Genomic DNA, 21,536 nt, shown 5'->3' with positions numbered 1-21,536 from the left:
TGTTCCTTCAATAAAACCAACCAGTTAAGATTCACTGGCGACAAGTATGGGACAGGGTAGTGAGCGCCTAGTCTAGCTGTTCGATATCTAGCCGACAAACTGGACATTTATCCAGTGGTAAAATACCATTGAAAGTATCTCATTCTGAACAGTTAAATCTTTATTATGCAATGGATTCTTGAGCATCAAGCTATGTTGATCAGTGGCCTATCCGGTGCCGTCGCAAGTGGCGTGGTTGTCGGCTGGTGGGTCAAACAGAAAATGCGCTTTGACAATCAGCTTCTTGAACAACAATTAGAATCGAATCAGCACCTTGCCAGTAGCCAGATTGTGCAGCTAGAAAAAGAACTCGGTGAGGCACAGCGAGAACTCGACGAGCTAGATAGTGAACGTGACAAGTCAGCCTACGAGTTAAAACAGTCTCACGGTAAGTTAATGGCAGTGCTAGAGAAGCTGCGCTATTTCGAGGCAGTGAAGCAGGAACGTCAACAGTATGCCGATGACCTCAACCAAATTCGTGAGCAAAAATCGCAGCTAGAGGCACAGTTACGTGAGCAAGAAGCGCGACATGAACAACAAAACAAAGCCAGCCAAGAAAAGCTCCAACTGTTAGAGCAGGCAGAAGAACGCCTCAAGCAGCAATTTGAACAGCTTGCCAACCAGCTATTTGAAGCCAAAACGGCCAAAGTGGATCAGCAAAACCGCCAGAGCTTGGATGGTTTGCTTTCTCCTCTAAAAGAGCAACTGGAAGGGTTCAAGAAGCAAGTGAACGACAGTTTTAATCAAGAAGCCAAAGAGCGTCACACCTTAGTTCATGAGCTAAAAAACCTCCAAAGATTAAATGAGCAGATGACCAAAGAAGCGCTTAACCTGACTCAAGCGCTAAAAGGTGATAACAAGCAGCAGGGCAACTGGGGCGAAGTGGTACTCGCGCGCGTACTCGCTGAGTCTGGCTTACGTGAAGGGCATGAATATCAAACCCAAGTCAGTTTGCAAAATGAAGCGGGTAAACGCTATCAGCCCGATGTCATCGTTCACTTACCGCAAGATAAACAAGTGGTGGTGGACTCGAAAATGGCCTTGGTGGCCTACGAAAGGTACTTTAATGCTGAAACTGATAACGAGCGAGTGCGGGCACTAAGTGACCACTTACTTGCATTACGAGCACATATAAAAGGGCTGTCTCAAAAAGACTATCATCAGTTAAAAGGCATTCAGAGCTTAGACTATGTACTGATGTTTATTCCTGTAGAGCCTGCATTTCAGGTCGCTATTCAAGCAGACCCTAGTCTGGTCAAAGATGCGATGGAGCAAAACATCATCTTGGTGAGCCCAACCACCTTACTTGTCGCGCTACGTACGATCGATAACTTGTGGCGTAACGAGCGGCAAAACCAGAATGCGCAGGTTATTGCCGAGCGTGCCAGCAAACTTTACGACAAACTGCGCCTGTTTGTGGATGATATGGAGAGTCTTGGCGGCGCATTAGATAAAGCCAACCAAAATTACCAAGGGGCAATGAACAAGCTCGCGACTGGGCGCGGGAATGTGATTCGCCAAGCGGAAAGCTTCAAACAACTGGGCGTTGAAGTGAAAAAACCAATTTCCAATGATTTGGCGCAACTTGCTCAGCATGACCATTTCACAGAAAATGCTGCCTTGGATAAAAATGACTCTTTCGTACAAAGACATCCGGATGAGGATAAAGTAAACTAATCGCCCGCAGTGCTTAGGTCGTATTAATTCAATGCGCTGCTCGAAGAGGAATCATCATGACGGATACAAGCGTGCAATCGAACACAGCTTTAGAAACAAATGAAACCACGCACTTTGGTTTCAGTACCGTAGCCAAAGAAGAGAAAGTGGCTAAAGTTGCTCAGGTCTTCCACTCAGTAGCAGCGAAGTACGACATTATGAATGACTTAATGTCGGGTGGTATTCATCGCCTATGGAAGCGTTTTACTATCGACTGCAGTGGTGTTCGTCCTGGTCAGCGCGTGCTTGATCTTGGTGGTGGTACGGGTGACCTAACCGCAAAATTCTCGCGAATTGTTGGCGAAAAAGGTCATGTGGTACTGGCCGATATCAATAACTCTATGCTTAACGTTGGCCGAGATAAGTTACGTGACAATGGTATTGTCGGTAATGTCCATTACGTGCAGGCGAATGCCGAAGAGTTGCCGTTTCCTGACGACTATTTTGATGCGATTACGATTAGCTTCTGTCTACGTAACGTAACGGATAAAGATAAAGCACTACGCTCTATGTACCGTGTGCTCAAGCCGGGTGGACGTCTACTAGTTCTAGAGTTCTCTAAGCCGATCTTAGAGCCGCTCTCAAAGATTTATGATACTTATTCATTCCATTTACTGCCTAAGATGGGCGAGTTAGTGGCTAATGATGCTGAAAGCTACCGTTACCTAGCGGAGTCTATTCGTATGCACCCAGATCAAGAGACACTGAAAGGCATGATGAATGAAGCTGGTTTTGATCAAACCAGTTACTACAACCTGACGGGTGGTATCGTTGCCCTTCACCGTGGTTATAAGTTCTAAGGTCGGTTGTTATGCCATTTGAGCCTCTTGTTACTGCAGTGATTGAAACGTCACTCAATACGCTTATTAACGATGACCCTGAGCTGGGTCGTCGTCTTGCTCGCCTAAAAGGGCAAGTGATTCAAGTTCACCTTAAAGAGCTGAACAAGACTTTGACCTTTATCTTTAGTCAGCAAATTGATGTGTTGGCGAATTATGAAGGTGAGCCGGATTGCTACTTATCCTTGAACCTCTCGGTTCTGCCAGAGCTGCGTGAGCAGGCCAATATTACTAAGCTGATCAAGCAAGATAAGTTGGTCTTAGAAGGTGATATTCAGTTGGCGCAGAAGTTTTCTCAGCTGATGACGGACTGCAAACCCGATATTGAAGAGTGGTTGTCACGCGTGACTGGAGACGTTGTCGCGCATACTGTGGTTCAGGGTGCTGCCAATGTCGGTCAATTCTTCAAATCGCAAGCGGCAAAGCATCAAGATCACCTTGCTCAAGTTCTAACAGAAGAGTGGAAAATTGCGCCAGCACCGCTAGAGGTGGCGCACTTTTGTGACCAAGTGGATGAAGTGAAAAGCCAAGCGTCACGTATCGAGGCTAAATTGAACCAACTGTTGGAGCGCGCATGACCCCGACAGAGATGCGTCGTTTATACCAGATCATCCGTGTTCAGCTAGAGTATGGCTTGGATGAGCTACTGCCAACACACCAGTTGACCAAAGCGCCACTGTTAGCAAGAAAAAGCCTGTTTTGGATTAAGAACAAACATCCAGAGAAGCCGCTCGGTGACAGGCTGCGTTTAGCACTGCAAGAGCTTGGCCCTGTATGGATTAAGTTTGGTCAGATGATGTCGACTCGTCGAGATCTTTTCCCGCCGCAAATTGCTGATCCACTAGCCTTGCTTCAAGATCAGGTTTCCCCATTTGATGGTCAGCTTGCCAAGCAGCAAATCGAACAAGCACTCGGTGGTTCACTAGATACATGGTTTGATGATTTCGCGATTGAACCGCTTGCGTCTGCTTCGATCGCTCAGGTGCATACCGCCAAGCTGAAATCGACTAACCAAGAAGTGGTATTGAAGGTTATTCGACCAGATATTCGCCCGGTCATTGATGCAGATCTAAAACTGATGTACCGAATGGCGCGTATAGTCGCCAAAGCACTTCCTGAAGCACGTCGTTTGAAACCTGTCGAAGTGGTGCGCGAATATGAGAAGACCTTGCTTGATGAATTGGACTTGCGCCGAGAAGCGGCCAACGCGATTCAGCTAAGACGTAACTTCGAAGGAAGTGAAGAATTATACGTTCCTGAAGTTATTACCGACTTCAGTAATGAAACTGTCATGGTTTCTGAGCGAATATACGGCATCCAAGTTTCTGATATTGAAGGGTTGAAGGCTAACGGCACTAATATGAAGCTGTTGGCGGAGCGCGGCGTGAGCGTGTTCTTTACCCAGGTATTTCGAGACAGCTTCTTCCACGCGGATATGCATCCGGGCAATGTGTTTGTTGAGCCGGAGCATCCAGAAAACCCGCGTTGGATAGGTTTAGACTGTGGAATCGTTGGGACGTTAAATAGTGAAGATAAACGCTATCTGGCGGAAAACTTTTTAGCTTTCTTTAATCGAGACTACCGACGTGTGGCGGAATTGCATGTTGAGTCAGGTTGGGTTCCACGTGAAACCAACATTGATGAGTTTGAATTCGCAATACGTATTGTGTGCGAACCGATATTTGCTAAGCCGTTGTGTGAAATTTCGTTTGGTCATGTTTTGCTAAACCTGTTTAACACAGCGCGCCGCTTCAATATGGAAGTACAGCCGCAGCTCGTATTGCTGCAAAAGACACTGCTTTATGTTGAAGGTTTGGGCCGCCAGCTCTACCCGCAACTTGATTTGTGGGAGACAGCTAAGCCATTCTTAGAAGAGTGGATGATGAACCAAGTTGGTCCACAAGCGGTAATTAATGCGGTTAAAGATCGTGCGCCGTTTTGGGCCGAGAAACTACCCGAGTTGCCAGAGCTTCTCTACGATAGTTTGCGCCAGGGTAAAATGATGAACCAGCGTATGGATCAGCTTTACCAAGGTTATCGCTCAAGCAAGCGTCAGCAGGCGACAGGTAAATTTTTATTTGGTGTTGGAGCCACATTAGTCGTATGCTCGGCAATATTGGTCAACAGCACTTATGAGCAACTTTCACTGGCCAGTGCCCTAGGTGGGGTCACATTTTGGTTGCTTAGTTGGCGAGCTTACCGTCAATAGACGTTAAACTCTTGAAATAAATTTGTTTAATAAGACCCGAGGTAAAAAGAATGGGTGGTATTAGTATTTGGCAACTTCTGATTATTGCTGTCATCGTCGTTCTACTGTTTGGTACTAAGAAGCTACGTGGTATCGGTGGCGATCTAGGTGGAGCAGTAAAAGGCTTCAAGAAAGCAATGAGCGAAGATGAGTCGGACAAAGATAAGAAAGACGCAGACTTCGAACCTAAGAATTTAGAGCAGCAGAAAACAGACGCAACTGCTGAAACTAAGAAAGACAAAGAGCAGGCGTAGATCGTGTTTGATATCGGTTTTTGGGAACTGGTATTAATATCTGTCGTTGGGCTGGTGGTTCTTGGTCCGGAGCGTTTGCCTCATGCCATTCGTAGTGTTTCCAAGTTTGTTGGTGCGGCGAAAAACATGGCAAACAGTGTGAAAGATGAACTTTCACATGAGCTTAAGGTTCAAGAGCTACAAGAAAACTTGCGCAAAGCCGAGAAGATGGGCATGGAAGATTTATCTCCAGAGCTCAAATCTTCGGTGGAGCAATTAAAGCAAGCTGCGCAAGATGTTCAACGCCCATACGCGAGCAAAAGCGAATCAGCGACGAACAGTGCTGAAGCGGCCAACGAAGTTGAGCCTGCTCAGAACGCCAATGACTCAGTAGGGGTGGTTGAGAGTCTAAACACTCAATCAGCGCCGCAGGCAGATAAAAAAGCCGAATAGTCTCGCATATAGGAGGAGCTGCTATGGAGTAGCTCCTTTTCGATCTTTATGAGTAGAGGTTTCCATGTCTTCTGTTGAGCAGACACAACCTTTGATCAGCCATTTACTAGAGCTGAGAAATCGCCTGTTACGTGCAATTGTAGCGGTATTGGTGGTTTTCATCGGGCTGATCTATTTTGCCAATGACATCTATGAGTTTGTCTCTGCACCTTTGGTAGAGCGTCTACCTGAAGGGGCAACCATGATTGCTACTGATGTGGCATCACCCTTCTTTACCCCGTTAAAGTTGACCTTGATTGCGTCTATCTTTATCGCCGTTCCGTTTATTCTCTATCAGGTATGGGCATTTGTCGCACCTGGCTTATATAAACATGAACGCCGTTTAATCATGCCACTAATGTTCTCTAGCTCACTGCTGTTCTATTGCGGTGTCGCGTTTGCGTATTTTGTGGTGTTTCCACTGGTGTTTGGCTTCTTTACCGCCATTTCACTGGGTGGAGTAGAGTTCGCCACGGACATATCGAGCTACCTCGATTTTGTTCTCGCGTTGTTCTTAGCCTTTGGTATTGCCTTTGAAGTGCCAGTGGCCATCATCTTGCTATGTTGGACTGGTGCCACTGATCCTAAGAGCTTAAGTCAGAAGCGCCCGTATATTATTGTTGGTGCGTTTGTGGTCGGGATGATGCTGACACCGCCAGATATGATCTCGCAAACGCTATTGGCAATTCCTATGTGCCTACTGTTTGAGGTTGGTTTGTTCTTTGCGCGCTTTTATGTGCGTAAAGGGGATAGTGAGGAACAGGTGGAAGAGTAGAGTTTCCACTAAGCCATATAGAGCAACGGGGTTGATAGCTAGCTATCAACCCCGTTTTGTTTATGGAGAGCTGGAGAACTAAAGACTAAACAGCGTTTTGGCATTGTCAGTGGTGAGGTCATCCACTTGTTCGATGCTTATTTCTCTTAGGTCAGCGACGCGCTGAGCAACAAGTGAGGTATACGCAGGTTCATTGCGTTTGCCACGATGAGGAACCGGAGCGAGATAAGGGCAGTCAGTTTCTAAGATAACGTAATCCATATCTAGATGCGGAATTACTTTATCCATGCCACCATTTTTAAACGTCGAAACGCCACCAAGCCCAAGATGAAAGCCGAGATCATTGATCGCTTGGGCTTCTTCAACACTGCCACCAAAACAGTGGAATACTCCGCTTAATGAACCATCTTGTTCTTGGCGAAGTAGTGTGAGGGTCTCTTCTATAGAGTCTCGTGTGTGAATGACCACTGGCAGTTTCATCTCTTTTGCCCAATTGAGCTGAGTAATAAACGCCATCTCCTGCTCGGCTTTGAAGGTTTTATCCCAGTACAGATCGATACCAATTTCACCTACGGCGATGAAGTTGTGCTTATCAAACCAAGAATGAATGATGTCTAGGCTCTGTTTAACATTGGCGTCGACGTAACATGGGTGTAGTCCCATCATCGAGCGGCAAACGTCTGGATACTCAGCCTCGGTGCGCAACATCGGCTCAATCGATTCTAAATCAATGTTTGGCAGTAATATCTTATCAATGCCTTGTGCCAACGCACGCTGGACGACTTGGTCGCGATCAGAATCAAATTCAGTGGCATAAATATGTGCGTGGGTATCAATCATTGCTTATCTCACTCTCTATCCGAGCTGAGAGTATACGGCAGTGTGAGCATTTGGTCATTTTTTGCATTTTTCTCGACTCTCTCTGGCGTCGTCGGCTTGGAGTGATATTATGCAATTCAAGCACTTTCACCACACAAGGAGAATAGAGTGTCAGTTTCGATTCAAGGTCAATTCCCTGGCCGTCGTATGCGCCGCCTGCGCAAGCATGACTTTAGCCGCCGCTTGATGGCTGAAAACCAATTGTCTGTTAACGATCTGATTTATCCAATGTTTATTCTTATGGGTAAAGATCGCCGCGAAACCGTGGAGTCAATGCCGGGTATCGAACGTTTGTCGATTGATCTAATGCTAGAAGAGGCGCAGTACTTAGCTCAGCTAGGTGTTCCTGCGATCGCTCTATTCCCTGTGGTCAACCAAGATGCAAAAAGCCTATGTGCTGCTGAAGCCTACAACCCTGAAGGTTTGGTTCAGCGTGCGGTTCGTTCTCTGAAAGAGCATGTGCCAGAAATCGGTGTGATCACTGATGTTGCGCTTGACCCATTCACGACTCATGGCCAAGACGGCATCATTGATGAAGAAGGTTACGTGCTAAACGATGAGACAACCAAAGTCTTGGTTAAACAGGCTCTGTCTCATGCGGAAGCTGGCGCTGATGTTGTTGCCCCTTCAGACATGATGGATGGACGTATTGGTGAGATTCGTAAAGCGCTTGAGCAAGCGGGTCACATCAATACCCAGATCATGGCTTACTCTGCCAAATACGCCTCTTGTTACTATGGGCCTTTCCGTGATGCGGTCGGTAGTGCAAGCAACCTTAAAGGTGGTAATAAGAAAAACTACCAGATGGATCCTGCTAATAGCGATGAAGCGATTCATGAAGTGGCGATGGATGTGAATGAAGGCGCTGACATGGTCATGGTTAAGCCTGGTATGCCTTACCTTGATATTGTTCGCCGCGTTAAGTCGGAACTTGAAGTACCAACCTTTGCTTATCAAGTCTCTGGTGAGTACGCGATGCACAAAGCGGCATTTGCCAATGGTTGGTTAAAAGAGCGTGATACCGTGATGGAATCGCTACTGTGCTTTAAGCGTGCAGGAGCGGACGGTATCCTGACTTATTTTGCTAAAGACGTCGCAGAGTGGTTAGCGGAAGAAAATGCGCAAGCAGCGACGTTCTTAAAAGAAGACTAAGCATAGCGCAAGCTAAATAAAGAATACCAAAGGCTGGCGTTTGTCAGCCTTTTTTAGTTTTGGAGAATATCGATGAGTATTATTTATCGTTTAGGAACGCTAGAAGAGTGTGTTCAAGTCGTTGAGCAGATCGCGGAGTTTGCCCATAAAGAAAGTGTCGAGAGTTTGTCTGCACGTTTAGAAGGGAAGAAGCGCTCTTTGATCCAGGTAGCGCAACAAGGTGACGATATCTTAGGGTTCAAGATTGGCTACCAGATCGACGAAATGACTTTCTATAGCTGGTTTGGTGGCGTGTCTTCTTTAGCGAGAAACAAAGGGGTGGCGCAAAAATTATTAGATATTCAGGAGCAATGGGTAACAGAACAGGGCTATAAACAGCTTAAAGTGAAATCACGTAATCAATTTCCTGCCATGCTCAGACTGCTGATTAAAAATGGCTATCTTATTGAAAATTATGAACTAAAAGAGCCGTTATTAGAGAGCCGAATTCACTTTGTAAAGCAGTTAGGCGAGTGTCATAAAAATTAAATGAGATTTTTTCTCATTTAGGTGTTGACGCATTAAATGAGAATGGTTATTATTTATCTCGTCTTAGGGAATGAGAGAAGTTCACAAGGACGTTGAGTTACCAGATTCACAATTGGAGACGGTGATGACACTGAACTTAATCGAACTTGCACGAGTTCTTTTTGACACGACATTGCTCACATTGCTTCCAGTGTAATTTATAGCTTTATGGCAAAGCACCTCATTCACCTGAATTGCTTTGACCCCTTTTTGCTAGGCGACATCGAAAGATGTCGCTTTTTTTATGCCTGCTATTTCGCTCCGAACAAAAGGACACCAGTAGTCTTTTCCACAACGCAAGATCATTTCAGGATCGATCTTTAAACGATCGATCGGATAATTTATTTATTATTTACAAAGGCTTGTGGTCTATTTTGAGTTTTTTGTGCACTGTTTTATATCCTGTGGGTAAATAATATAAACAGAGTTATCCACAGAAGAGTGGGTGGGGTGATAAAGGAATAACCAAATGTGTGAGTAGAGTTCAAAGAGTTAAAATGGATTCGCTGAACCAGTCATGGCATCCTAAGCAGATCTTTTTTGCATTTTCTTTGGATACGTAAAGACTATGGCCAACATTCCTGATAATCCGTTGATTTTGATTGACGGTTCTTCTTATTTATACCGCGCATTCCACGCTTATCCAGAAACGATGAGTAATGGCGAAATCCCAACTAATGCCGTTTATGGTGTGGTCAACATGCTGCGTAGCATGATGCGTCAGTTCTCTTCAGATCGTATCGCGGTTGTCTTTGATGCAAAAGGAAAAACCTTCCGTGATGATATGTACCCAGAGTACAAAGCTAATCGTCCTCCAATGCCCGATGATCTGCGTTGTCAGATCGAGCCTTTGCACAATGTAATTCGCGCTATGGGTTTGCCATTGATCTGTACTCCGGGTGTAGAAGCCGATGATGTGATTGGTACGCTCGCTTACCAAGCATCCCAAGCGGGTATGCCTGTGTTAATCAGTACCGGTGATAAAGATATGGCTCAGCTGGTGGATGACAATGTTACCTTGATCAACACCATGACCAATGTGGTGATGGATCGTGAAGGTGTGGTTGAGAAGTTTGGTATCCCACCAGAGCTGATTATTGATTACCTCGCATTAATGGGCGATAAGGTCGATAACATTCCTGGTGTACCGGGTGTTGGTGATAAAACCGCAACGGCTCTGCTACAAGGTATTGGCGGTATTAACAAACTGTATGACAACCTCGACGACATTGCTCCACTAGGTTTCCGCGGTTCGAAAACCATGGCGAAAAAGCTACTCGACAACGAAGAAAATGCACGTCTGTCGTATGAACTTGCGACGATCAAGCTAGATGTTGAGTTAGAAGAGACGCCTGAATCTCTGCTTAAAAATGAGCCTAACAAAGATGAGCTGATCAAACTGTATGGTCAGTTGGTGTTTAAATCGTGGCTAAACGAACTTCTTGATGGTGGTACTGGTGTGGTTGAGGCTGATGAGAAGTCGGGCAACCAGAGCAATGCATCTGCCAGTGCTGCGGCAGATATCGACACATCGGCAGTGACTATCGACCGTAGTCAGTATGAAACCATCCTAGATGAGTCTTCATTCAATGCTTGGCTAGAGAAGCTAAAATCTGCTGAGGTATTCTCCTTTGATACTGAAACCGATAGCTTGGATTACATGGTTGCAAACCTTGTTGGCCTCTCGTTTGCAACCGAAGAAGGTATTGCAGCCTATGTTCCTGTTGCCCACGATTACCTAGATGCCCCCGCGCAGCTAGAGCGCGATTGGGTGTTGGCGCAACTAAAACCTATTTTAGAAGATGATGCTCAAGCGAAGGTAGGTCAAAACCTTAAGTACGATGCGAGCGTGTTAGCGCGTTACGGCATTGAGATGAAAGGTATTAAGCATGACACCATGTTGGCCTCTTACGTCTATAACAGCGTGGGTGGTAAACATGATATGGACAGCTTGGCGCTGCGTTTCCTTCAGCACAGCTGTATTTCATTCGAACAGATTGCAGGTAAAGGCAAGAACCAGCTAACCTTCAATCAAATTGACCTTGATGAAGCGTCACCTTACGCGGCAGAAGATGCCGATATTACGCTACGTCTTCATAACCGCTTAATGAGCAATATTGAGCAGGATGAAAAGCTGAAAGGTATCTACCAAGATATCGAGGTTCCTTTAGTGCCTGTGCTTTCTCGTATCGAACGTACTGGTGTTCTAATCGATGACATGAAGCTGTCTGCACAGTCTCAAGAGATTGCCCAACGTCTGGATGAGTTAGAGCAGAAAGCGTTTGAAATTGCAGAGCAAGAATTCAACATGAATTCGCCAAAGCAGCTTCAAGCTATTCTGTTTGAAAAGATGGGTCTACCAGTAATCAAGAAGACACCTTCAGGTACGCCTTCGACTAACGAAGAAGTGTTGCAAGAGCTGGCGTTGGATTACCCATTACCTAAGCTGATCCTTGAATACCGTGGTCTAGCTAAACTTAAGTCTACCTACACAGATAAACTACCTAAGATGATTAACCCAGAAACTGGGCGTGTGCATACTTCGTATCATCAAGCGGTAACCGCGACTGGGCGCCTTTCTTCAACCGATCCTAACTTACAGAATATTCCAATTCGCAATGATGAAGGTCGACGTATCCGACAGGCATTCATCGCGCCACATGGCTATAAAATTATGGCTGTCGATTACTCGCAGATTGAACTGCGTATTATGGCGCATTTATCTGGTGATAAAGCCCTGTTGGATGCTTTCCAGCAAGGTAAAGATATCCACTCTGCGACCGCCGCAGAAATTATGGGTACGACCATTGACCAAGTGAGCACAGAGCAGCGCCGCCGTGCGAAGGCAGTTAACTTCGGTCTTATCTATGGTATGAGTGCTTTTGGTTTGGCTAAGCAGCTAGGTATTCCTCGTGGCGAAGCGCAAGACTACATGAACAAGTACTTCGAGCGTTACCCTGGTGTGATGCAGTATATGGAAGATACACGCAGTGCAGCAGCAGAGCTGGGCTATGTTGAAACTATCTTTGGTCGTCGTTTACACCTTCCTGAAATTAAGTCACGTAACGGTATGCGTCGTAAAGCGGCTGAACGAGCAGCGATCAATGCGCCAATGCAAGGTACGGCAGCTGACATTATCAAGAAGGCGATGCTGTTAGTCGACGAGTGGATTCAAACTGAAGGTGACGGGCGAGTGAAACTGCTTATGCAGGTTCACGATGAATTGGTATTTGAAGTTCAAGAGTCAGCTTTAGCCGAAATTGAAAGTAAAGTACAACAATTGATGGAATCCGCAGCACGGCTAAATGTCCCTCTTGTTGCTGAGGCAGGGCATGGAGATAACTGGGATCAGGCGCACTAGGCAAAAAATCGCCTAAAATACCTATTTTGTATGAGCCAGCGCACAAACGCTGGCTTTTTTTTATCTCTAAAAAAGTTAACTGGCATTTAGCTTAAATGTAGTTTAATAAAATTTTAATGAAAAAAACTTACGAAAAGAGTTTTCATTTCTGACCAATTGTTGTACATTAATCTGCGTAGGGTACAGAGGTAAGATGTTCTATCTTTCAGACCTTTTGTTTCACGTTATTGGATTAGGCTGATTCAGCCGCCCCAGTCAGTTTTTGACTGGGGCGTTTTTTATTGTGCCAAAGAAAAATCCCTACTTATCAAAAAGCTACATACCAAGCGAATCCTTTCCCTGATATTTCCCCTGATGCTATCTAAAAACCATCAAAACAATTATGGTTATTGGCCTTGGTGTAATTTGGCCAAAGTTTGTAAATTTATACCAGTCACAGTTTGGTTATTTTGATAGAAAAACCAAAACCAAAATAGGCCAGAAAAGATAGCTTTAATTTCGGTTTTTATGTTTGTTTTTCAATGAGATGGCTGGTGTTTGGGTGTGGTTTATCTGAGCGGGTACCCCTCTGTTGGAAGTGTTGATTTACGCCTTTAGATACATAATCCTAAGCGCATAATTAATAATAACTACTATTTCTCTCCCGTTGCCCCGCCAGGAAGGTGGGGCTTTTATTTTTCTATGCCGATAAAAAAAGCCCTACCATTTTAGCGGCAGGGCTTTAGCAATCATTGTCTGGTCGAGTGTTTACTCTGACTCGCTATCAAGATTCTCTTCTTCGATGATCTCTTCAGCAACTGATTCCGCCAGCGCTGGAGCGAACCACTCATCGAGCTTGCTACGCAGTGTATCGACACCGATGCCTTTTAGCGATGAAAAAGCGGCGACGCTGACATCGCCACCAAAGCCCACCGCGTCTTTTTTGATCTTCAGAACTTGTGCTTTGCGCGCACCGCTCTTTAGTTTGTCTGCTTTAGTTAGCAGCACTTGAACAGGAATACCACTGTCTACTGCCCAAAAAATTAGCTGCTGGTCGAGGTCTTTCATTGGGTGACGAATATCCATCAGAACCACTAAGCCTTTTAGACATTGGCGTTTTTGTAGGTACTCACCCAACGATTTTTGCCACTTCTTCTTCATTTCTAGTGGTACTTGAGCAAAGCCGTACCCCGGAAGATCGACAATATGACAGCCATCGGTAACCTTAAAAAGGTTAATAAGTTGTGTACGGCCTGGCGTTTTACTGGTTTTCGCTAAACTACGTTGGTTCGTCAGGCGGTTTAGAGAACTCGACTTACCCGCATTGGAGCGTCCTGCAAACGCAACTTCGATACCTTCATCTTCTGGCAAGGCGCGGATATCCGGCGCACTTGTGATGAAATGGGTGTTTTGATAATGAATTTTTACGCTCACTGTTAACTCCATCTCGACTTTGTGTAGTCGATTGATTACTTTTTTGTGAAATTGTGTAAAATAACCGTGCTCGGCATAAGGTCGCCTATTGTACCATGAGTGGCAACGCAGAGTGGTACCGGAAGCTTGATAATTATAATGGAATGTCATGAAGAAATTAGCGCTAATCTTGAGTCTTTTAGCCAGCTGCTCCGTGTGGGCCCAAGGTAACATTGAAGCTGGTAAAGCAAAATCCCAAACCTGTGTTGCCTGCCATGGTGCTGACGGCAACAGTCAACTCGCTATGTACCCGAAAATTGCAGGTCAGCATGCTAAGTATATTGAAAAGCAGCTGAAAGAATTCAAGTTGGGTATGACTAGTAATGGTAAGCAAGGTCGTATGGATCCTGTGATGAGTGGCATGGCTATGCCACTGTCTGAGGAAGATATGAAAGACCTAGCGGCTTACTATGCGTCTCTACCAATTGCTCACAACACAACGCCAGAGAACGTGGTTGATGCAGGTAAAGTTCTTTACACTGCTGGCGATGCAGAGCGTGGCCTAACGGCATGTATCGCTTGTCATGGTCCACGTGGTAACGGTACAGAACTTTCTGGCTTCCCGAAAATTTCTGGCCAGCATGCTGATTACATTAAGGCTCAGCTTGAAAAATTCCGTGATGGTTCTCGTGGTAACGATATGAACGAGATGATGCGCGATATCGCGAAAAAACTAACGGATGAAGATATAGATACACTTTCTAAATATGTTGGTGGCCTACACTAAGCCCTACTTATTCGTTCGAGCATAAAGTTGTATTGAAAAAGCCCAAGCCGTTGCTTGGGCTTTTTCGTTTGAGCACGATCACATGACTCGCGTGGCCTTGATGAGTCATCTTTCCTCGTTGCTTGTAGGAGATCGCCCATACTTGAATGTGCAAGTTTCTATCAGTTGTTTGTAACTCATTGAAAAATAGGGTGCTGAAATTGTGGGAGTAAAAAAGTGCACTTTTTTAGCTTGAGTGGATTGTTCAAAATGACCAAAGCGATAAAGTGTACTCATCGGCAGGGCGCTGATAACGGATTTAAGACTAGGAAGTCTCCACGGACGCAAGTAATGGAAACTTGGTAGTTATAGAAAGGATGCAAGGGTAGGTAGGAAACCTACTTGATAAGGATGGTCGACTTGTCTAATGGTTTAAGACAGTGAAACGGATCAGGCTAAGGACTAGCCCAGACATCAGGAAGTAAATGGAAAGCCAAAACTCACCAGGATGGTGGCAAACAACACTTTTGGCAGGGAAAGCACTAAAAACAAATGGAATATTGGTGCACTGAAGTAAGTGCAACACAGTTTTGCCGTAAGGCATTTAGAAAGCGATAGATAACTCTATCGCTTTTTTTATTGCTATTTTTTATGAAGTGATGATTATTTGCACAATAGTGCTCCACTCTAACGCCAGTTTCTGGTATGTTTCGCATCCCGTTTGAGGATATGTTAAACGCACCCAATATGCATAGTTGCCCCCTTTGTCAAAGCTTGGAGACTCAGCACTACTACCAAGACAAACGTCGAGAGTATTTACAGTGCCTGCAATGTGAGCTTGTGTTTGTTAATCCAGATCAGCGTTTGGATGCAAAACAGGAAAAAGCCCACTACGATTTGCATGAGAATGACCCAAATGATCAAGGGTACCGACGCTTTTTATCTCGGGTTGCAGACCCCATATTAGAGCGTATTGAGACCAATTCTCACGGGTTAGATTTTGGCTGTGGTCCTGGCCCAACATTGTCACTAATGTTGGAAGAACGGGGACACACCATGAGTCTTTACGATATCTACTATCACCCGAATCCTTCGGTGTTAGAAAATTCGTATGACTTTATTACTGCTACAGAGGTTATAGAACACCTCTATGAACCGAATAAGGTGTGGCAGCAATGGTTGAATTTAGTTAAGCCAGGTGGCTGGATTGGTCTTATGACTAAGATGGTCATCGATGTTGAAGCGTTTGCCTCATGGCACTATAAAAACGATCAGACCCATGTGGTGTTCTTTAGTCGTAAAACGTTTCAGTATTTGGCAGAGCGGGATCAGCTCAAGCTTGAATTTATTGGTAATGATGTAATTTTACTGAGGAAAGCCCAGTAATGAGCCGTAGTAAGAAAGCAAGATCGGGTGGCAATGGCGACGTAGTTGTTGTTCGCAACCGAACTCAATCAGACGTTGAAGGACGTCTACGTAAGAAAGACAAAAAGCGCAAAGGTCTAAAGACTGGCGGTCGTAACTCTGAAGCAAAAGATCAGAAGCAGCAGACTGCCGCGCAAAAGCGCGATCCGCGTTTAGGCAGCAAGAAGAAAATTCCTCTTGTGGTTGAAGCTGCCAAGAAGCCAACTAAGGCTGAGCGTCGTATTTATGCAGAGAAAGAGCTAGAAATGCTAGAGAGCGATGCACAACTGAATGTGTTGCTCGATCGTCTAGACAATGGTGATAGCCTAGGTGCTGGTCTACAGAAATACGTTGACGAAAAATTAGCTCGTATCGAAGTGCTGATGAAGCAGCTAGGTATCTACGAAGAAGAGCCTGAAGAAGAACTTGAGGAAGAGATCGTAGAACAACCTGTTGCGCAGAAGAAGACCAGCAAGAAAGCAGGCTCAGATGATGAGTTACTTTCTCAGTTCGAAGACTTAGACTTGAACCAATTTAAAGGATAATCGAGCATTATGAATGTAACCTTGTTAGCCATTGCGGGCGGAGCCATCATCCTCGGTCTAGCGTCATATGCAGGTTACCTTCTGCTCAAGCTCAAGAAGCAAAAGGAATTGCAACTGCAGCATCAAAAGTTAGCCATTGAAAAACGCAATGCCAACATATTTGAAAGCGTGCATGTTCTTTGCTTAGCGGGTATTCAAGAGCAGTGTGATCTGTCAGAAATCAGCATTCGTCTTTATAACATCATGGATTATGTTCAAGGTGAAGAGCGCGTTGATTTTGAAAAAGAATTTCCAGCGACGTCAGAGCTTTTCCACATCGTTAAAGATATGGCTCGTGGCGAAGAGCGTCAGGCGTTAGCGAAAAAAGAGCGCATGAAGCAAAACCTTGAGCGCCATAAAGCAGAGTCTCGTCTTCAAGATGCCATCGTTGAAGAGCTGAAGTTTCTGCAGAAAAAGGTTCAACCTCTCAACAATCAGATCAACATTCAAATGATCTAGATTGGCTTTATAGCTCGATCGACTACCCTTTAGAGGGAGTGATCGAGTTATCAATTCTGAGTATTGCTACTCAAAAAGCAGCCTGTCCCACAACCAGTGATATCGAGGTGTGGCAAAATAGCCTGCTAACGATAATGGCTCGTGTAGCCAAACGAAGCATTATAGCCCAAACGGAAATACCATCATGTCGCAGCATGTCGTCGCAAGCCAGCAAATAGTCTGGGACCAAGCCATCCTTGATAAGTACAACTATTCGGGTCCTCGTTACACTTCATACCCAACTGCTTTGGAGTTTCATGAAGCGTTTACGGTAGCGGACTACGATATGGCGTGCACTCAGTACCCAGACAGACCGCTGTCTATTTATATCCATATCCCTTTCTGCCACAAGCTTTGTTACTACTGTGGTTGTAATAAGGTGATCACCCGTCATGCCCATAAAGCGGATGAGTACTTGGATGTATTAGAGCTTGAGGTTCGTACTCGTGCGGCATTGCTGCAAGGGCGCAAAGTGACCCAACTGCACTTCGGTGGTGGTACGCCAACGTTTCTGACCAAGGCACAAATCAGCCGAGTGATGAATATCTTGCGTGATGAGTTTAATTTCGAAGGTGATGCTGAAATCAGTATCGAAGTTGACCCGCGTGAAATCGAACTCGATATGCTTGATCACTTACGCGGTGAAGGCTTTAATCGCCTCAGTATTGGTGTACAAGACTTCAATAAGGAAGTTCAAAAGTTAGTAAATCGTGAGCAGGATGAGGAATTTATCTTTGCCATGGTTGAACGTGCTAAACAATTGGGTTTCCTTTCGACTAACCTAGATTTGATCTATGGCTTGCCAAAGCAGACCCAAGCGCGCTTTGCTGAGACTTTAGCTCAGGTATTACAAATGCAGCCTGGCCGCTTATCGATCTTTAACTACGCGCACATGCCTCAGCTATTTGCAGCGCAGCGCAAGATTAAAGATGAAGACCTGCCAGTAGCAGAAGAGAAGATGGCGATTTTGCAAGATACTATTTCGACACTGACTGGTGCAGGGTATCAGTTTATCGGTATGGATCACTTTGCTCAGCCAGATGATGAGCTTGCGGTTGCTCAGCGTAATGGTGTGCTCCACCGCAACTTCCAAGGTTACACCACTCAAGGCGAAGCAGACTTAGTGGGCTTTGGTGTGTCAGCAATTTCCATGATTGGCGATGCGTACGCGCAAAACCAAAAAGAGCTCAAGAAGTACTACGCGCAAGTGAACGACTTACGTCATGCTCTATGGAAAGGGGTAGCCCTTGATAGTGATGACTTACTTCGTCGTGAAGTCATTAAACAGCTTATCTGTAACTTTAAACTTGATAAGACCATGATTGAGTCTGAGTTTAAGGTGACGTTTAACGACTACTTTAAAGAAGACTTGCAGCTACTACAGACGTTTATCAATGATGAACTGGTGGAAGTGGATGATAAAGAAATTCGCGTTACACTGCGTGGCCGCCTACTGATCCGTAACATCTGTATGTGTTTCGATAAGTATTTAAGGGCTAAGGCGCGTCAGCAGCAGTTTTCCCGAGTAATCTAATCTTATAGTCATTCCCGATAGCGACGAAGTCGTGTAGTCGGGAATCTCATCAAACGATCAGAGATTTCCAACTCAGTCGTTCCTCCTTCTCGGAAATGACAGCTTAATTTTGGAAAACAAGTTGAAGTATGAAAGCCACCGTTATTCTTTCGATCTGAAAAAGCGGTGGCTTTGTTGTATCTGGAGTAATACTAATGAGTTATGGGGCGATATAGGTATCGTGAGCCATCTCCCACAGTGCTTTTACCAGTGGGTTATCAAGCTGCGAGCGTTTGCAGCACACGCCGAGTTTAAAGGGTTTTATTGAAGCGACTTTTAAGCGCTCGATTTTTTCCTTAACAGGGCTGTTATTTATCACTACATCTGGGGCGATTCCCACACCACAGCCAAGCGCTACCATACTGACGATCGCTTCATGACCAGAAACTTGGGCGTAGATATTCGGCTTAATCTTCATTGCCTTAAACCAAGCGTTGGCACGGTCTCGGGCGGTACCCGACTCAGGAACAATAAATGGAATTGTCGACCAATCCGGCTGCTCTTTTTGCAGCTCCTTAGCAAAATTACTGACCCCGACCGGAGCAATCACGGAAAGGGGAATTTCACTGATGGTTTCAAACTCAATTCGAGCGGGCAGTTGTTCGGGCTGGGCAGAAATCGCGATATCCACTTCATCACTCAGTACCTTGTTGATTGCTTGTGCTGGATCTCCGGTTGAAAGCTTAAATTCAATAAACGGGTGCTGAAGACGAAATTCGGACAAGAGTTCAGGCAGATGGCTGTAACTGGCCGTCACCGAGCAAAATAGACGAATTTCACCTTTCAATTCTTCTTCATGGCCCTTGAGTTGGGCATTGTAGTTTTGCCACTCACCAAGAATGTTTAACGCGACAGGCAAAAGCTTTTTCGCAGCTGGGGTCAGTTCAACGCTGCGATTGTCTCGCACGAACAGTACTTGAGCAGTGTCGCTTTCCAATTTTTGTATCTGTCGACTCAGGGCCGACGGGCTAATATGCATCGCCGAAGCCGTCTTAGCGAAGCTCTTACTATCACACAGATGAATGAACAACTGCAGACACTTAATGTTCATGAAATGGTCACATCCTTGTTGCATTAATTGCAATTACTAATTGTGAATATATCACTTTAAGCAACTAAATACCTGTTTTAGTATGGACTCATTCGGTACCCAAGCTACCGACCTCAACGGAAAAATTCTTTAAAGGAGCGCCCTGATGGCTAACTATTTCAACACTTTAAACCTACGCGAGCAGCTAGACCAACTAGGTCGTTGTCGTTTTATGGATCGCAGCGAGTTCGCAACTGAAGCTGATTACCTGAAAGGTAAGAAAGTGGTGATTGTTGGTTGTGGTGCTCAAGGCCTAAACCAAGGTCTAAACATGCGTGACTCAGGCCTAAACGTAGCGTACGCACTACGTCAGGCGGCAATTGACGAGCAGCGTCAATCTTACAAGAACGCAAAAGAGAACGGTTTTGAAGTAGCAAGCTACGAAACGCTAATCCCTGAAGCAGACCTAGTGATCAACCTTACGCCAGACAAGCAGCACACTAACGTAGTTGAAACAGTAATGCCGCTAATGAAAGAAGGCGCTGCACTAGGTTATTCACACGGCTTCAACGTGGTTGAAGAAGGTATGCAAATTCGTAAAGACCTAACAGTTGTGATGGTTGCGCCTAAATGTCCAGGTACAGAAGTACGTGAAGAGTACAAGCGTGGCTTCGGTGTACCAACGCTAATCGCTGTTCACCCAGAGAACGATCCAAAAGGTGAAGGTTGGGATATCGCGAAAGCATGGGCAGCAGGTACAGGCGGTCACCGCGCAGGTTGTCTAGAGTCTTCATTCGTAGCGGAAGTTAAATCTGACCTAATGGGTGAGCAAACTATCCTATGTGGCATGCTACAAGCAGGTTCAATCGTATCTTACGAGAAGATGGTTGCTGACGGTATCGACCCAAGCTACGCAGGTAAACTTCTACAATACGGTTGGGAAACAATTACTGAAGCACTGAAGTTCGGTGGCATCACTCACATGATGGATCGTCTATCTAACCCAGCGAAAATCAAAGCATTTGAGCTTTCTGAAGAGCTAAAAGAGCTAATGCGTCCGCTTTACAACAAGCACATGGATGACATCATCACTGGTGAGTTCTCAAGCACTATGATGGCTGACTGGGCTAACGATGACGCAAACCTACTAGGCTGGCGTGAAGAGACAGGCGAAACAGCATTTGAAAACTACCCAGCAGGCGATATCGAAATCTCTGAGCAAGAGTACTTCGACAACGGTATCCTACTAGTGGCAATGGTTCGTGCAGGTGTTGAACTAGCATTCGAAGCAATGACAGCATCAGGCATCATCGATGAGTCTGCGTACTACGAATCTCTACACGAGCTACCACTAATCGCAAACACAGTAGCACGTAAGCGTCTATACGAAATGAACGTAGTAATCTCAGACACAGCGGAATACGGTAACTACCTATTCGCTAACGTAGCAACTCCGCTACTACGTGAGAAGTTCATGCCTTCAGTAGGTACAGACGTAATCGGTAAAGGTCTAGGCGAGACGTCTAACCAAGTAGATAACGCAACGCTAATCGCAGTTAACGATACTATTCGTAACCACCCAGTAGAGTACATCGGTGAAGAGCTACGTGGTTATATGACTGATATGAAGAACATCGCGGTAGGCGGCTAATCTTCTTCGCTAAGGAGCTTAATTTCTTTGTCGGTAATACTCATTTGCTCGCGCAAACTCCGTGTTACCTCCGCGAACTTAAGCTCTTAGCTGTGAACATTAATTCACTGCGTCATTCACTAACCTAGGTTAGTAAAGAACTCCAGGCAGACTGGGGTGATAAATACAAAATAAAACACAACATCTAATTAAAAGGCTTGGTCTCCGTTGACCAAGCCTTTTTGTTTTGCGCTTAGCGCTTGGAACGGGCTTCGCCCTGCTAGAACGCTTCGCTACTGGAAAACTGGATCAGGCTTCGCCTTTCTGGAGGTGGGGGCTGGTAGCAAAGTAATGGGAC

The 21,536-nt window shown here is 45.3% G+C and carries 20 protein-coding genes; 17 read left to right on the top strand and 3 right to left on the bottom strand.

The genetic code is table 11. From position 1 onward, the window contains the following. Positions 1 to 165 precede the first annotated feature (165 nt). From rmuC to tatC, 7 genes are all read left to right on the top strand, one after another. On the top strand, positions 166 to 1,716 hold the full coding sequence (gene rmuC / locus IX91_RS14825) for a DNA recombination protein RmuC (protein WP_004745379.1): 1,551 nt from the start codon (positions 166 to 168) through the stop codon (positions 1,714 to 1,716). Positions 1,717 to 1,772: 56 nt separating this feature from the next. Continuing rightward, the gene (gene ubiE, locus IX91_RS14820; RefSeq protein WP_004745381.1) at positions 1,773 to 2,555 is read left to right on the top strand and encodes a bifunctional demethylmenaquinone methyltransferase/2-methoxy-6-polyprenyl-1,4-benzoquinol methylase UbiE; all 783 of its coding nucleotides are present in this window, start codon (positions 1,773 to 1,775) and stop codon (positions 2,553 to 2,555) included. Between the two features lie 11 nt (positions 2,556 to 2,566). After that, complete coding sequence (locus IX91_RS14815; protein WP_004745383.1) at positions 2,567 to 3,172, top strand: ubiquinone biosynthesis accessory factor UbiJ; 606 nt, start codon at positions 2,567 to 2,569, stop codon at positions 3,170 to 3,172. After that, positions 3,169 to 4,803: a ubiquinone biosynthesis regulatory protein kinase UbiB gene (gene ubiB / locus IX91_RS14810; protein WP_004745385.1), complete on the top strand. Its 1,635-nt coding sequence runs from the start codon at positions 3,169 to 3,171 to the stop codon at positions 4,801 to 4,803. Before IX91_RS14815 ends, ubiB begins: the two co-directional genes overlap by 4 nt. Before the next feature lie 50 nt (positions 4,804 to 4,853). Beyond that, positions 4,854 to 5,096 (top strand): Sec-independent protein translocase subunit TatA, encoded by a 243-nt coding sequence (tatA, locus tag IX91_RS14805; RefSeq protein ID WP_004745386.1) that lies wholly within the window; start codon positions 4,854 to 4,856, stop codon positions 5,094 to 5,096. Positions 5,097 to 5,099: 3 nt separating this feature from the next. Next, positions 5,100 to 5,528: a Sec-independent protein translocase protein TatB gene (tatB, locus tag IX91_RS14800; RefSeq protein ID WP_004745388.1), complete on the top strand. Its 429-nt coding sequence runs from the start codon at positions 5,100 to 5,102 to the stop codon at positions 5,526 to 5,528. Positions 5,529 to 5,592: 64 nt separating this feature from the next. Continuing rightward, on the top strand, positions 5,593 to 6,342 hold the full coding sequence (gene tatC / locus IX91_RS14795) for a twin-arginine translocase subunit TatC (protein ID WP_004745389.1): 750 nt from the start codon (positions 5,593 to 5,595) through the stop codon (positions 6,340 to 6,342). Between the two features lie 78 nt (positions 6,343 to 6,420). On the opposite strand, the gene IX91_RS14790 is transcribed toward tatC, so the two are convergent. Next, positions 6,421 to 7,182 carry a TatD family hydrolase gene (locus tag IX91_RS14790; RefSeq protein WP_004745391.1) on the bottom strand — a complete coding sequence of 254 codons (762 nt, stop codon included), beginning with the start codon at positions 7,180 to 7,182 and terminating at the stop codon, positions 6,421 to 6,423. 147 nt (positions 7,183 to 7,329) lie between these two features. On the opposite strand from IX91_RS14790, the gene hemB reads away from it, so the two are divergent. The 4 genes from hemB to IX91_RS27060 all read left to right on the top strand — a co-directional run bounded on the left by hemB (position 7,330) and on the right by IX91_RS27060 (position 12,542). Then, entirely contained in the window at positions 7,330 to 8,373 is a 1,044-nt protein-coding gene (gene hemB, locus IX91_RS14785; RefSeq protein ID WP_004745392.1) for a porphobilinogen synthase, read from the top strand. A 72-nt stretch (positions 8,374 to 8,445) separates the two neighbouring features. After that, positions 8,446 to 8,901, top strand: a complete 456-nt coding sequence (locus IX91_RS14780) for a GNAT family N-acetyltransferase (protein ID WP_004745394.1) — start codon at positions 8,446 to 8,448, stop codon at positions 8,899 to 8,901. Between the two features lie 607 nt (positions 8,902 to 9,508). After that, positions 9,509 to 12,301 (top strand): DNA polymerase I, encoded by a 2,793-nt coding sequence (gene polA, locus IX91_RS14775; protein WP_004745396.1) that lies wholly within the window; start codon positions 9,509 to 9,511, stop codon positions 12,299 to 12,301. A 193-nt stretch (positions 12,302 to 12,494) separates the two neighbouring features. Beyond that, on the top strand, positions 12,495 to 12,542 hold the full coding sequence (locus IX91_RS27060) for a hypothetical protein (RefSeq protein ID WP_438356636.1): 48 nt from the start codon (positions 12,495 to 12,497) through the stop codon (positions 12,540 to 12,542). A gap of 506 nt (positions 12,543 to 13,048) precedes the next feature. On the opposite strand, the gene yihA is transcribed toward IX91_RS27060, so the two are convergent. After that, complete coding sequence (yihA, locus tag IX91_RS14770) at positions 13,049 to 13,714, bottom strand: ribosome biogenesis GTP-binding protein YihA/YsxC (protein ID WP_004745397.1); 666 nt, start codon at positions 13,712 to 13,714, stop codon at positions 13,049 to 13,051. A gap of 148 nt (positions 13,715 to 13,862) precedes the next feature. On the opposite strand from yihA, the gene IX91_RS14765 reads away from it, so the two are divergent. From IX91_RS14765 to hemN, 5 genes are all read left to right on the top strand, one after another. Continuing rightward, on the top strand, positions 13,863 to 14,480 hold the full coding sequence (locus tag IX91_RS14765; RefSeq protein ID WP_004745399.1) for a c-type cytochrome: 618 nt from the start codon (positions 13,863 to 13,865) through the stop codon (positions 14,478 to 14,480). Between the two features lie 726 nt (positions 14,481 to 15,206). Then, positions 15,207 to 15,845, top strand: a complete 639-nt coding sequence (locus IX91_RS14760) for a class I SAM-dependent methyltransferase (protein ID WP_004745400.1) — start codon at positions 15,207 to 15,209, stop codon at positions 15,843 to 15,845. Continuing rightward, positions 15,845 to 16,408, top strand: a complete 564-nt coding sequence (gene yihI / locus IX91_RS14755; RefSeq protein ID WP_004745402.1) for a Der GTPase-activating protein YihI — start codon at positions 15,845 to 15,847, stop codon at positions 16,406 to 16,408. The genes IX91_RS14760 and yihI overlap by 1 nt, the downstream gene beginning before the upstream one ends. A 9-nt stretch (positions 16,409 to 16,417) precedes the next feature. Continuing rightward, positions 16,418 to 16,906 (top strand): DUF2489 domain-containing protein, encoded by a 489-nt coding sequence (locus IX91_RS14750; protein WP_004745404.1) that lies wholly within the window; start codon positions 16,418 to 16,420, stop codon positions 16,904 to 16,906. 184 nt (positions 16,907 to 17,090) lie between these two features. Beyond that, positions 17,091 to 18,479 carry an oxygen-independent coproporphyrinogen III oxidase gene (gene hemN, locus IX91_RS14745; protein ID WP_004745405.1) on the top strand — a complete coding sequence of 463 codons (1,389 nt, stop codon included), beginning with the start codon at positions 17,091 to 17,093 and terminating at the stop codon, positions 18,477 to 18,479. A 199-nt stretch (positions 18,480 to 18,678) separates the two neighbouring features. On the opposite strand, the gene ilvY is transcribed toward hemN, so the two are convergent. Next, positions 18,679 to 19,569, bottom strand: a complete 891-nt coding sequence (ilvY, locus tag IX91_RS14740) for an HTH-type transcriptional activator IlvY (RefSeq protein ID WP_004745408.1) — start codon at positions 19,567 to 19,569, stop codon at positions 18,679 to 18,681. Between the two features lie 145 nt (positions 19,570 to 19,714). On the opposite strand from ilvY, the gene ilvC reads away from it, so the two are divergent. Next, the gene (gene ilvC / locus IX91_RS14735) at positions 19,715 to 21,199 is read left to right on the top strand and encodes a ketol-acid reductoisomerase (RefSeq protein WP_004745409.1); all 1,485 of its coding nucleotides are present in this window, start codon (positions 19,715 to 19,717) and stop codon (positions 21,197 to 21,199) included. Positions 21,200 to 21,536: the final 337 nt, after the last annotated feature.

This window comes from Vibrio tubiashii ATCC 19109 (genome assembly GCF_000772105.1).
Classification (GTDB): domain Bacteria; phylum Pseudomonadota; class Gammaproteobacteria; order Enterobacterales; family Vibrionaceae; genus Vibrio; species Vibrio tubiashii.
The sequence above is the reverse complement of the archived record's forward strand: the minus strand, read 5'-3'. Positions and strand labels throughout refer to the sequence as shown.